The organism is Paraglaciecola arctica BSs20135, from assembly GCF_000314995.1.
GTDB classification, from domain to species: Bacteria; Pseudomonadota; Gammaproteobacteria; order Enterobacterales; family Alteromonadaceae; genus Paraglaciecola; species Paraglaciecola arctica.
The window spans coordinates 38,725-52,117 of record NZ_BAEO01000014.1; the positions used below are offsets into that span (position 1 = coordinate 38,725).

The 13,393-nt window shown below is 41.4% G+C and carries 11 protein-coding genes; 6 read left to right on the plus strand and 5 right to left on the minus strand.

Translation table 11 applies throughout. The features are described from left to right. Positions 1 to 43 precede the first annotated feature (43 nt). Positions 44 to 1,801 (minus strand): monovalent cation:proton antiporter-2 (CPA2) family protein, encoded by a 1,758-nt coding sequence (locus tag GARC_RS05630; RefSeq protein ID WP_007617675.1) that lies wholly within the window; start codon positions 1,799 to 1,801, stop codon positions 44 to 46. A gap of 142 nt (positions 1,802 to 1,943) precedes the next feature. On the opposite strand from GARC_RS05630, the gene GARC_RS05635 reads away from it, so the two are divergent. After that, the gene (locus tag GARC_RS05635; protein WP_039988856.1) at positions 1,944 to 2,387 is read left to right on the plus strand and encodes a hypothetical protein; all 444 of its coding nucleotides are present in this window, start codon (positions 1,944 to 1,946) and stop codon (positions 2,385 to 2,387) included. A 145-nt stretch (positions 2,388 to 2,532) separates the two neighbouring features. Here GARC_RS05635 and GARC_RS05640 read toward each other — a convergent pair whose 3' ends face one another. Then, entirely contained in the window at positions 2,533 to 3,579 is a 1,047-nt protein-coding gene (locus GARC_RS05640) for a general secretion pathway protein GspB (protein ID WP_007617679.1), read from the minus strand. After that, on the minus strand, positions 3,572 to 4,483 hold the full coding sequence (locus tag GARC_RS05645) for an ExeA family protein (RefSeq protein ID WP_007617681.1): 912 nt from the start codon (positions 4,481 to 4,483) through the stop codon (positions 3,572 to 3,574). Before GARC_RS05645 ends, GARC_RS05640 begins: the two co-directional genes overlap by 8 nt. Positions 4,484 to 4,637: 154 nt before the next feature. Between GARC_RS05645 and GARC_RS05650 the strand changes: the two genes are divergently transcribed. The 3 genes from GARC_RS05650 to GARC_RS05660 all read left to right on the plus strand — a co-directional run bounded on the left by GARC_RS05650 (position 4,638) and on the right by GARC_RS05660 (position 7,240). Beyond that, the gene (locus tag GARC_RS05650; protein WP_007617683.1) at positions 4,638 to 5,867 is read left to right on the plus strand and encodes a multifunctional CCA addition/repair protein; all 1,230 of its coding nucleotides are present in this window, start codon (positions 4,638 to 4,640) and stop codon (positions 5,865 to 5,867) included. A 53-nt stretch (positions 5,868 to 5,920) separates the two neighbouring features. Next, positions 5,921 to 6,574 (plus strand): dUTP diphosphatase, encoded by a 654-nt coding sequence (locus GARC_RS05655; RefSeq protein ID WP_007617685.1) that lies wholly within the window; start codon positions 5,921 to 5,923, stop codon positions 6,572 to 6,574. A gap of 435 nt (positions 6,575 to 7,009) precedes the next feature. After that, the gene (locus GARC_RS05660) at positions 7,010 to 7,240 is read left to right on the plus strand and encodes a ribbon-helix-helix domain-containing protein (RefSeq protein ID WP_007617687.1); all 231 of its coding nucleotides are present in this window, start codon (positions 7,010 to 7,012) and stop codon (positions 7,238 to 7,240) included. Between the two features lie 166 nt (positions 7,241 to 7,406). Here the strand turns inward: GARC_RS05660 and GARC_RS05665 are convergent, their stop codons facing one another. Then, on the minus strand, positions 7,407 to 10,088 hold the full coding sequence (locus GARC_RS05665; protein WP_039988872.1) for a TonB-dependent receptor: 2,682 nt from the start codon (positions 10,086 to 10,088) through the stop codon (positions 7,407 to 7,409). Positions 10,089 to 10,677: 589 nt separating this feature from the next. Here GARC_RS05665 and GARC_RS05670 point away from each other — a divergent pair. Beyond that, positions 10,678 to 11,658, plus strand: coding sequence for a transposase (locus tag GARC_RS05670; protein ID WP_007617691.1), 981 nt, complete (start codon positions 10,678 to 10,680; stop codon positions 11,656 to 11,658). A gap of 270 nt (positions 11,659 to 11,928) precedes the next feature. On the opposite strand, the gene GARC_RS05675 is transcribed toward GARC_RS05670, so the two are convergent. After that, the gene (locus tag GARC_RS05675; RefSeq protein ID WP_007617693.1) at positions 11,929 to 12,744 is read right to left on the minus strand and encodes an alpha/beta fold hydrolase; all 816 of its coding nucleotides are present in this window, start codon (positions 12,742 to 12,744) and stop codon (positions 11,929 to 11,931) included. A gap of 222 nt (positions 12,745 to 12,966) precedes the next feature. Between GARC_RS05675 and GARC_RS05680 the strand changes: the two genes are divergently transcribed. Beyond that, the gene (locus GARC_RS05680) at positions 12,967 to 13,230 is read left to right on the plus strand and encodes a hypothetical protein (protein WP_007617695.1); all 264 of its coding nucleotides are present in this window, start codon (positions 12,967 to 12,969) and stop codon (positions 13,228 to 13,230) included. Positions 13,231 to 13,393: the final 163 nt, after the last annotated feature.

The window sequence follows — 13,393 nt, forward strand, 5'->3', positions numbered from 1 at the left end:
AGTCTAGCGCAAGTGAACCTCTATTGGTGGTTAATCCACACTCTTAATCCATATTCTGTTTATCTTCTTCAAACAAATGTTGTAGTTCCAAGCGCCCTTGTTTGCTGATTTTAATGAGTTCTTCAAAATCCATATTTTGCATCAAAGTATTATCTAATAAGTGCTTATCATGGGTGGCAAAGATATCTATCAAATGTTTGGCTTCGGTGTCGCTCTTACCGTAGGCTTGAAGCAGCATATTTGCCGCTTCTAAGCCACCCGCAAACACTTCTCTGACGTTTGTTTGAATACCAAGGTTATATAGTTTAATTGCCGTAAAACGATTTCTCGCTCTGGCAATAACCTTAACTTCAGGGAAATGTTCTGTGACTAACTCGGAAATTTTAAGTGCATCATCTTCATCATCGACTGCCACCAAAATCACCTTAGCGTGGGCAATGCCTGCGGCCTCCAATAAGTCTAATCGACATGCGTCACCAAAAAATACTTTATTGCCAAACTGCCTTACAAATTCAATATGTTCGGCGTCTTTATCTAGCGCCGTAAAAGGAATATTGTTGGCGGCCAAAATCCTGCCAGAAACCTGACCAAATCGGCCAAACCCAGCAATCAGCACTTCAGGCTCACTCAAATCCGCTTTAGAGTCATAAACGGCTGGACAGTTTTTACTGGTAAACCATAAGCTGTGCAAAATCACTAAAGGTGCAGTTAATGCCATAGAGACACCTACAATTAATGTCACTTCACTACTAATTTGCACGGGTATTATTCCATTAGTCGCTGCTTGTGCCATCACCACAAAAGCAAACTCCCCCCCTTGGGATAACATCAATCCCACCCGCCAAGCATCGGTATTGTGCTGTTTGGCTAACTTAAGCACTGCGAAAATAATCAAGGTTTTAATTAACACTAATATTAAGCTGGCCGAAATAATAAACACTGGTTCTGCCATCAAAATACTTAAGTCTAAGTTCATACCTATAGCAATAAAAAACAAGCCTAATAATAAACCTTTGAATGGTTCGATTTCGGTTTCTAGCTGATGTCTGAAACTAGAATTAGCGAGTAACATTCCGGCTACAAATGCCCCCATACCCATGGATAACCCAGCTTCCTCCATCCCTATTGCAGTCGCCATAACAATAAGTAACGCCGCGGCAGTCATCACTTCCCCGCTACCATATTTAGACACTAGTCGTAAAAACGGATTAGTTAAATAACGCCCTACAGCTAAGACTGTCACTATTGCTAACACACCAATCCACCAAGGTGGCCCAGCATTATTGCTTGTGGTTGAGAGATGTTCGATTAACAACAAGATAGGAATAACCGCTAAATCTTGCATTAATAGAATAGAAAAACCCTGTTGACCCGGTGGCGATTTAAGAATGCGATGTTCTGTCATTAACTGCACAGCAAAGGCGGTAGACGACAAAGCCAGTGACAAACCTATCACTAAGGAAATAACCCAGGAAAAATCCATCACAAAATGCGAAATTAAACCTATGATGCAGGCACTTATCAGAAATTGTCCGCCACCAGTAAATAAAATTTGATTGCGCATTCCCCAGAGTTTTTCGGGTTGTAACTCTAAGCCAATCACAAACAGCAGTAACACCACCCCGAGTTCAGCAAAATGTAATATGGTCTGAGGATCATTCACCCAATTCATAACTTGTGGGCCAATCACTAACCCAGCAACCAAATAACCTAAAATAGCGCCTAATTTAAACTTTTTAAAAATAGGTACCGCAATCACAGTTGCGGCTAAAAAAATTACAGCTGAACCCAAAACACTCATCAAATTTACCTAAGGTTATAAAGTCTGGAAAAAGTAGAGAATACCTTCAAACTGCTATTCAGACACTAAAAAAGCAAACTCGCCTTAAATTTAACAGTTTGTTAACATTGATATAAGTTAATAAAATAACCAGAGAAAATACATGAACGACACCATTGATCACACAACAACAACGCCCAAGTGGTTTTTAATTTTGGCCGTTGTATTAGCTATATGGAACCTTATGGGTGCCATGGCTTTTATTATGCAAATGACTATGACAGCAGAACAAATTGCTGCACTGCCAGAAAAGCAACAAATGTTATATCAAGATATTCCACTTTGGGTGAATATTGCCTTTGGTTGTGCAGTATTTGGTGGGGCTTTAGGCTGTATTGCTTTAGTCTTTAAAAAGGCCATAGCGCTACCAATTTTGTTGATTTCCTTGATTGGCGTATTAGTGCAGATGTTTCATGCATTTATTCTCACAAACTCATACGAGGTATTTGGTCCAGGTGGCGCTATCATGCCAATGTTGGTGATAGTCATTGCACTATTTCTAGTTTGGCTGACAATTAACGCCAAGGTTAAAGGTTGGATAGCCTAAGTTACAGTGCATCAAAGCCTATCTGACAGTTTGCAATTAGTCGTTTTTATCAAATTGGAGTAACCCAGAGTAGGTTTATTTAAACCTCGTTTACTGGGGTTGCTATTATTGAATTGAGCATTTCATTAACCGCTGTTTGGGTTAGCTACCAATCAGTTAAAGCCGCCATAGAAAACGTTTGCCCAGAGAAATTTAAGATAACGTGCTGTGGCTCGATACGAACAATTTCAATCAGGCCATCAATTTTATCGCCTTCAACCATTCGAGTGCCGTTGACTCTGACCCACCTCTCTGAATCAACAGATGCATACATATGTGCTGAAAAAGCCATACTGGGTAATCTTGTCATCACCCAAGGAGGAAGCTGGTCAATTCTAGGTACTTCTTTGCTGTTGGATACACTTTTAACAGGTGGTGGTGGTGGTGGCGAGTCTTCCACCTCGGTGATGGCTTTTTTAAATCGTGCTAATACATCAGCAGAAATTTGCGGCTCAGACTCAGGCTCAGGCTTTGATACCGGTGCTGATGGTGCTGTAATTGTTTGCTCTATATCACTTGGCTCAGAAGGTTGTTTAGCCTTTTCTGAAACCGCGACTTGTTGTACAGCAACCGATGCAATTTTGTTGGCGTTTGTATCTTGGGGATTAGCCACTTGTTTTAATGGCTTAACATCATCAGTCTGTTGCTCACTCACCTGACTACTCGAAGTTAGAGCTGGAATTGGCACACTCACTCTTGGCATCTCATCTTGTGAGCTAAATAAGCCTAAAACGCTCTGATAATTGGCCAAAGTCCAACCAAAACCCAAACCACCTAAAGCGATAAAGGCCGCGAATAAATAACGTTTGCTATAGTACTGCCAAGCCGAGGGCATATCTTGAACAGAAGGTAAAAACAAACTGCGATGATATTGATCTGACAAACCATCGTTGTTTCGGGTACTGGTAACCTTATTGCTCTCGAGCATTCTGCGAGTCGCAGATTTTTTAATCTTTGGCGCTTCTGCTTCTAGTTCAACGGTTTGGTCAGGATCAACTTCCACTTGTTGAATACCCATTTCAATCAAACCTTGCACCATATCTTGGCTAGTAACTAACCCTGATTTCTTAATCTTGACTGGTCCATTTTGTGCGGTGATCCGCACAATCACCATGCCCGCCCGTAAATCATGAATATCTATTTGTTTAAGCATTGAGTCGACCTATCGCAAATCCAAGTACGGCCGCGCCTAAAAATAGTGCTAACAAGGTGTAAGTCCAGCGTTTCCCCCGGCGCTGCTGCACTACATCTTCCCCTAGAATTTGTTGTGCTGCGGCAATAAAAACATGTTGCGGAACAACAGGCATTTGTTTAGTAAAAGTTAAGGTTAACGCTCTATCACACAACAAGTTGATGACCCTTGGGATCCCCCCAGTAATATCAAATGCCGCTCGAATAGTCGCCTTAGAAAACACACTAATGTCACCATTGGCCACACTTAACCTATGCCCAATATAAGCACCTACTTCAGAAGAGCTTAAAGGCAAAAGGTGATAACGAGCAGTAATACGCTGGGCTAATTGACGCAATTCATTACGTTTTAATAATTGCTGTAATTCAGGCTGGCCAATCAACACCACTTTAAGCAGCTTTTCACGATTGGTTTCTAGATTGGTCAGTAACCTAAGTTGTTCTAATACTTCGGGCAATAGATGCTGCGCTTCATCAATAATCAACACTGTATTCACACCATGATCATGATTATTGGCCAACTTGGCGAGAATTTGGTCGGTAAAATACTTTAGGCTGGCATGTTTACGTTTGTATTCAATACCTAACTCATTGCAAATTGTACCGAGCAGCTCTAGCGCAGATAAAGTAGGATTCAAAATCATAGCAACTTGGGTGTTTTCGGGTAATTGCTGCATAAGTTTGCGCGACACTGTGGTTTTGCCTGTGCCAACTTCACCCGTTAACATCACAAAACCACCACTTTCACGTAGTCCAAAAATCAAGTGAGCCAAAGCTTCTTTATGACGAGGACTCATATACAAATAGTCAGGATTGGGCGCAATAGAAAACGGATTATCGGATAATCCAAAATAGCTGAGATACATAAGTTAGGCTGAACAGTCCGTGAAAAAATACAGTTTAATTTTGCAAACTAAACTAACCAGTTAGCAAGATATTGTCAAAGAGACTTTGGTTATTTTAATGTGATTGGTATTAGGTCTAAGGCATAATACCCTCAATGAAACATTCTAAGATTTTATGCAAACTTATTTAGTGGGTGGCGCAGTGCGCGACAAGTTACTTGGTCGCCCAATAAAAGACCAAGATTGGGTAGTGGTAGGCAGCACCCCAGAACAAATGTTAGCCCAAGGTTATCAAGCTGTTGGCGCTGACTTTCCGGTATTCTTGCACCCCAAAACCAAAGAAGAATATGCCCTTGCCCGTATTGAACGTAAAATAGGCGCAGGTTATAACGGTTTTAGTTGTGATGCCTCGAGCGAAGTCACCCTTGAAGAAGATTTGTTACGCCGCGACTTAACCATCAACGCCATGGCGATGGATGATCAAGGCAATATAATCGACCCCTACAACGGCCAACAAGATCTTAAAGACAAACTACTACGTCATGTATCTGCCGCTTTTGTTGAAGATCCTCTGCGTGTTTTGCGTGTCGCCCGCTTTGCGGCCCGTTATCACAGTCTGGGGTTTAGGATCGCACCAGAAACTTTAACTTTGATGCAAACCATAGTCGCCAATGGCGAACTCACTGCCCTAAGTGCAGAGCGTGTGTGGCAAGAAACCGCACGTAGCTTGTTAGAAGACCATCCTGAAATCTATTTTGAAAACCTTAGAGCCTGTAACGCACTAGCCGTTTGGTTTCCTGAGTTAGATGTACTTTGGGGTATACCTAACCCACCCAAGTGGCATCCTGAAATTGATACCGGCATTCATACTATGATGGTGTTGCAGCAAGCAGTGAAACTTTCAGACAAGCTTATTGTGCGATTCGCAGCGCTAGTGCATGACTTAGGTAAAGGGCTGACACCGCCTGAAAGCTGGCCATCTCATCGAGGTCATGAAAAGATCGGGCTTGAGGCAATCAACACTCTCTGCGATCGCTTAAAAGCTCCTAACGACTGCCGCGAACTCGGTTTAATGGTCAGCGAATATCACACTCATGTGCATAATGCCTTCGAACTAAAAGCCAGTACGATACTGGGCATGTTGAATCGTTGTGACGTATGGCGCAAACCACAAAGGTTCGCCGACTTTTTACTTAGCTGTAAAGCCGATGCTAGAGGCAGAACAACCTTTGAAAACTGCGAATACAAAAACGCCGAGTATATTTGGCAGGCATACGAGGCGGCAGCAAAAGTCGACATCAAAGCCATAGTCGCCAAAGGTTACCTAGGTAAAGCCATTAAAGAACAAACTGAACAACAACGTATAAGTCTTATTCAAGAATTTAAGACTCTTTATAAAAAATAATGTAAAAAATCACCACAAGAAATAACACTAAAAAACAAAGGACAACCAACACTATGCTCAGCTCAACCCAACTCGCCACTATGTTATCCCTGCAAGACGGCATGAACAAAAAGGTTAACCCTGATTGGCTCAACGCAGGTTACGCTTATCTACGGGCCGCCATGATTGAGTCGGTAGAAGGCATTGAGCACCACGGCTGGAAATGGTGGAAAGCCCAGCAAAAAGACTTACCTCAGTTACAAATGGAACTGGTTGATATTTGGCACTTTGCCTTATCGGACATCATCATTGGTTTTAAGGGCGATATTCAACAATCTGCCAACACCATAGCTGAGCAACTTGCCTCTAACCGCAGCCAAGTGACTTTTGATGGCAAAGACTATGAATTCACCAAACAAGACATTCTCGACAACTTAGAGTTAATGGCAGGCCTATGCGCCGCCAAACGTTTCGATGTGCCCTTGTTTCTGAAGATAGTTGAACAAGCCGAAATGGACTCAGACGAGTTGTACCGTCAATACGTAGGTAAAAACGTGCTTAATTTCTTCCGACAAGATCATGGTTATAAAGCAGGCACTTACCAAAAAATCTGGAATGGCCGTGAAGATAATGAACATTTAGTGGATGTGTTAAGCAGTCTTGATATTAACCTGAGTGATTACAGTGATAAAGTTTACGCTGGTCTTAAACATCGTTATCCCCAGTAACGGAAGTGGTAATGGCGAAGTAGCTAAATTGCAATACTTCGCAAAAAAAACATTTGGTCAAAGCGGAAAGCTCGGGAGTAATTAAAAGCAACAGATATTGAACCACAGAGGGCACAGAGATCACGGAGGAAAAGCACATAAAAATATAGTTATTATTGGGGAAAGGAACTAAGTCCATTACTGCCCGTCAGATTTATTAAGCCACATCAGAGTGCTAAATATATCTTTTTAGCGAATTCGTAATTTTCTTTTCGCTGTGTCCTTTGTGATCAGAAGCTTTTGTCTTTTGCTTTTAACTAGTATCTATTTACTAGTCACTGCTTTTCCCCAAAAGGATAGTCATCACAATAACAATCAACAAAGTGCATTAAATTAAATGCTTTAACGCTTCTGGATTAAAATCACACCAGAGAAGCTAATTATGAGTAATTAAAAATGCCAAGACCGAGTATTTCATTAACAGATAAAAACGACGAATGGTTGCGCGAGCATGTCAACGAAAGAGGCGAATACTCTAATAAAAGCGAATTAGTAAACGACCTTATTCGTCGAGCAAGAAGAGATGAATTCATCAACAACAAGCTAGAAAATGCAGAAAAAACAGGATTTACTACACAATCCCTCACCGAGATATTGTCCGAAATAAAATCTGGAATTAGGCGATAAATGTATAGTCATTCTTACGATGGATGTATATGTAATTGTTTAGTTTAATAAAAAAAGGCGAGCCAATAATGGCTCGCCTTTAATATTATACAGTCAATACCTTATCCCTTGAAACTGCAGCTTTGTTGGCTGCAACTTCAATGGTTTTAGGTATAGATGCCATTAGTTAATAAAAATCGTACGACATTCTCATACCCACTGTACGGGGTCTGTTGGTGACAACTTTAGGTGTATATTGTTGGTTGTCGATATATAACACCGCATGTTCATCGGTGACGTTATCAACATACAACTCAACTTTCCATCCGTCGTGATTAACACCAACGGATACATTTCCCAGTACATAACTATCTTGGATATAACGACCACCAGCAAAGTCTTCACCATTGCGGTCCGGATAATTTACCCCAGAGTATACATCGGCTTCACGTTCAATAGACAAGCCCGTCCCTGTACCGTAAATTAAGTTGGTGGCATCTTCAAGGGCATATGCGCCCATGTTCATGCCAGCCAGGCGATCGCCGGTATAGCTCAGCGAACCATTAACAAATCCATCCCAGCCATTGGGTAATTGAAAATAGTAGCGGGCACGTACATTAGCCGACAAATCTGCTGAGTAGGGTAATTTGCTGCCAACTGGCGGCGCGATACCTTGTAACTCGTCATTTAAGCGGGTTAATTCACTATCGATCAAGCTAAAAGCACCGTTAATCACCAAATCATCCGTGGCTAACCAGGTGATATCGCCGTCGATCCCTCTAATTTCAGCATCCCCGACATTATCTGCAAACTGTAGAAAACTGATATTGGTGGGGTCGTAGCGTGAGGTTTGCAGATCCGTTATTTCTGAATAATACCCAGTTGCGTTAACCCGTAAAACACCATCGAAGAAATCCCCCTTCATACCCACTTCATAATTTTTCAGGGTATCTGTGGTGGAATAAACCGGAATACGGAAATTCTCGAAAGCCCCCTCATTACTGGTCGCCTTACCGCCACCTACACGGTTGGTAACTGGTGGTCTGAAGCCCTCTGAGTAGGTGGTAAACAACAATACATCGTCATTTACTTTCCAGTCCACTGAGGCCTTATAAATCACATCATCAACCGTCAGTACTCCATCGCCATCCAGTAAGTCCACTTCTAGTTGGCCACTGTCGATGGCGGCCATGACAGCTTCTACACTATCATTTTTATCAGTTTCAAGCAGCGCACTTTCTAACAAACCTTCATCTTGCGTGCCAAAGGCCTTCACCCTGCTGCTAACATCCACTGTGCTGGTGGAGCCTTTATAGATATCTTCAATTTGATACCAACGGGCCCCAAGGGTAGCGGTAACGGAATCGGTTAGATCATATTCAGCCTGGCCAAATACCGCGACCTGTTTAATCTGGTGATTGACATCATTAACAAAACTGACTTCCGATGAATATGGGCCGCCATCACTGTTAATGCCATCTTGACCTTTTAAGACTGTGCTCAGATCCGGGAACAGTTCAGTATTAGCCATCTTAAATTTGCCCACAGAGGCAAGAGTCTGGTCGTCATAAAAGACCCCGGCCGTTACACGCCAAGAGTTATCGGTTGACGTATTGAAACGCAGCTCGTGGGTATTACGGGACGTTTCAGTTTTTTCTTTGTACCATTTGGTAGGATCAGCACAATATTGATCGGCGGGATCCGCGCTGGAGTATTCACAAGTATAAAAAGCCGAAAACAAACCGGCATTTGTATAACCCGTATAATCAATAGTCGAATCGATATTTCGGTCTAGGTAGCCGCCGGTATAAACGACATCTAACTTAGCCAGACGGCCTTCTAAGGTCCAAGTGGTTAAACCAAATTCATCCTGATTGTCTTCCGGTACAAACCTGTTAGTGGAACTTTCCCCTTCAAGGTTAGGATCGTATGAGAAAACCCCATCGGTGTTCAGTGTCTGCGCAGTATGCTGCACCAGCAATGACCAGTCTTCATTAAAGTTATGATGCACACCAAAGCGTACACCGCTATAGGTTGCATCGTTAAAGTCATCTTCTACCAAGGCATCATTTTTAGGGGATATTGTTGGTGTGTTAGTAGGATCGGCCAACGGGCCATTAGACACACGGTCAATGACTACGGCGCTACTTTGATAACTGCCATTGCCAGTGCCAGGCTCATTTAAAACGTTATCAATCCAACCGCCCTGGTGTTGATTGTAGACAACAGCCCGAATGGCCGTATCATCACTTACGGGTAAATTAAAATAGGCTTCAACGGAGTTACTCATTTCACCACCACGTGTGAAACTAACGCTGCTATCAAATCCTCCACTCACACCGCTGTGATCGGGTTTTTTGGTGATCATGCGCACGGTGCCTGATTGAGAGCTGGCGCCAAACAAAGTGCCCTGTGGCCCAGGCAATACTTCAACCCGTTCCATATCGGTGGCATATATATCCAGATTTCGGCCCTGCATAGAAACCGGCTGTTCATCCAGATAAAAAGCAACTGACGGTTGTAACGCTGTTACGGATGACAGTGCAATATTAGCTTGGGTGGTGGCAGCACCACGAATGTAAATTTCATTTTGGCCAGGTCCTGTGCCCTGAAACACAACATTAGGTAAAAATTCAACATAGTCCTGAAAATTATCAATTCCCAGGTTTTCCAGACTGCTACCGTTTAACGCAGAGACCGAAACCGGAATATCCTGGATGGATTCGGTTCGTTTAGTCGCGGTAACCTCAATTGTTTCTATTTTATTATTTTTAACTTCTGGTGCAGTTGATTCGGCTGCAATAACTGGCACACTGGCCATGGCAAGTAATACGGCGCAGGTAATTTTGCGTTTATGAAATGTTTGCATTTGTGGTTGTGTAAAGATGGTTTTTTCCAATTTATTAATGAGCTCCATTGATTAGACTTCGATCTATATTTACCTTCAAGAGACACCGAAAAAGGTGCGATTAAGCCGCAAACTTAACAAATTATGGGTAATCAAGCAAAATTGGATCTCAAAAAGTAATTAGTTTGCAAATCATTACTTTATATTAACATTATAAAACTGGTACAGGATTAACAGAACATCCACATTAATTAGCAATAAAGTAATCTAAAACTCTCAGTAGGTAAAACCGATGATTTTGTTTGAAGGAAGCTAGGGAGGGCGGTAAGCTTTAGCGCTGCTTGAAATATAAAAGAACGTTATGCTCCATCATCCAAGATGGTTTTGACTCAAATCCTTTCTAGCCAATTACTTATTTTATAAAGTGCGTTCTGCACTTTACCTTTCAGGCCAGCTAAAGCTGTTCCATATTTATCCTGTAAATATGGTCAACAGCAAAAAATAAGAGCAGCGATTTATTAAGCCGATTTATTAAGCCACCCATAACAATTTGACTAAATATAAAGACGAGCTAGGCTTTGATTAAGAAATAAATCAAAGGATTGATGTCATGCCCCAGCCACGTAATAGTCAAATTTGTTTATCAGATACCCCTTATTACCATTGTGTTTCCCGCTGTGTACGGCGTTCTTTTTTGTGCGGTGTGGATAGTTATTCAGGTCAAAGTTATGAACATCGCCGTGAATGGGTTGAAGAGCGGTTGTTGTTTCTATCTTCAATATTTTCAATTGATATATGTGCTTATGCTGTGATGAGTAATCATGTGCATGTGGTGTTACATGTAGATGTGCAACAAGTGATGGCTTGGACAGATAGTGAAGTGATTGAGCGCTGGCACCGCCTACATAAAGGCACATTGCTCACTCATATGTTTGTCAGGGGAGATACGTTAAGCCAAAGTCAACAACTCACCTTAGATGACACCATAATCGAGTATCGCAAACGCTTACATGATATTAGCTGGTTGATGGGTAACCTGAATGAACATATTGCCCGAGAAGCCAATAAAGAGGATGACTGCACAGGCAGGTTCTGGGAAGGACGGTTTAAATCACAGGCTTTATTAGATGACGCCGCATTACTGTCCTGTATGGCCTATGTTGACCTTAACCCCATTCGAACCAAGATAGCGGATACCCCAGAAACCTCAAATCACACCAGTATTAAAAAACGCTTAGAATCGATAAAAGGCCCCATCACAACACATTCACTGATGTCTTTTGTCGGTAACCCCAGACAAGATATGCCAAAAGGCATCGCTTTCTCACTCAAAGACTATTGTGAGTTAGTGGATATAACAGGCAGAATAATCAGAAATGACAAAGCAGGCCATATTGACCATCAACAACAACCCATCTTACAAAGGTTAGGCCTATCAGACGAACAATGGCTCACCCTCACCACTGAGTTTGAAAAGCATTTTTGTTATGCTGCAGGAGCAGAAATGATGATGAACCAGTTCAAAGCGCACACAGGCCATCAACGTATTCGAGGCATGGGTAAAGCAAAAACATTGCTACACTGCGCATAACCTCAAGAAACCAACCAACAATTATCGAAAAGGTACAGTTGTGCCCACAATCCCGTTAAATACCTATTATTCCCACCAAATAGGCTGAAACTAATCCTCATCCTCCATCTTTCACTCAATCCAAGCCATTTTCACGCTGAAAATCGATATTGAATCTTTGGGTTAGTCTCAAAATCCAATTATGGGTGGCTAGATAAATATTCATTATGGGTGGCTAGATAAATATTCTGCTCACAAGCAACAAACTCACTGTCAGAATATAAAAAAACCTTAAAGAATTTTTTGAAATTCAGAAATGACTAATTCTGGCTCATCAAGGTGAATAAAATGGCCACTTTGGCTGGTAGACACAAATTGCCCTTGCGGAAATTCATTAACCCAAGACTCAAGCATTTTTGCTCTAATTTTCATAGCTTCAAGACTGCCTAATACTAATTCATCCCCCATAGCCTGAACACTGGCTAACACTGTTACCTTGATATCACCAATATCAGCAAAGTCTGGTAGAGGGGATGTAAGCCATAAATCCCGTAATTCATTCTTTAAACCATCTGGCCTAGGCTTTTCTTCTGTCATGCGTCTGCCCATAGCCTTCAAAAATTGGATTTCCGCTTCTACTACAGTGGGATCAATCTTGGCTATGATCTCACGTTCCCATCTTGTACCAGGATCAATCAGTAGTAGTGCTCTAGTGTTACTTGGATACATATCCGCAAAGTGCCTAGCAATCATTCCGCCATATGAATGCCCAACAAAAACCACAGGTTGTTGTATATGTAAGTGATCTAATAATTTTTTGGCTATTTCGGCATAGTTTTTAGTACTCAGCTTGGTATTGAGTTGAGACGAGAGCCCTTGACCTACTCGTGAATAACGAATAACAGTGCAATTTTCAGATAGCTTGTTGAATATAGGGTCAAAAGTTTCAAGGTCGAATCCTGCGCCCGCTTCAAATAAAGCAAAACAAGTATTACTATTCCCTAAAACTTGGTATTCCAAAGAATAAGTGTCAATAGTAGCGAATTGATAAGGTTCTCTGGAACACCCTAGAATTAAAAAGCAAAATATCAATATGTAGTAGCGCATATATTCCTTATTATCAGTTCACCTTGCCACACCGAATTATTAACCTTAAATCTGTAAAATACATTTTAATAGGCCAGCCATCGCATGAGTTTTACATAAATTTTCTTTGAAATACCACAGTGGCGCAAAGAAGGTATTTGATTTAATCTGTGTGGAAGGATATTTTCCTTAAATTATTAGCTTTTTAAAATAGAGATTAATAATGGATATAAAAAAAGGGAAATGGAAGACAGCAACAATATTGGTGGCCTGTTTATTGATGCCGTTGGTCTTGATTTATTTTTGATATTAATCCAAGCACAAGTCATTGCTGTAAGTGGCTATTTATTTCAAGTTTGGATTAAACCAATGCTAATGCCATTCTATAAATATTTACTAAAAGTAGACCCTTATTTTTTTATTCCATCAAAGGACATTGTTCGCCAATGCCCTACTATCCTATGTCATTCAGTTCCATTCTTAATGGTAATAATGTTGCTTATATAGCAATTTGCAGAACAACGACAGAGGCGAATACTTACGATGGTTGTCCATGTAATTGTCTTGATTATCCGAAACTCACTGACGAAAGATTTTTTTTAGCCTCGGAGGCCCATTTTGTGGCAAGGCCTTTCCTGCAATGTCGGCGTTAATTGTAGCGGTTCACTAA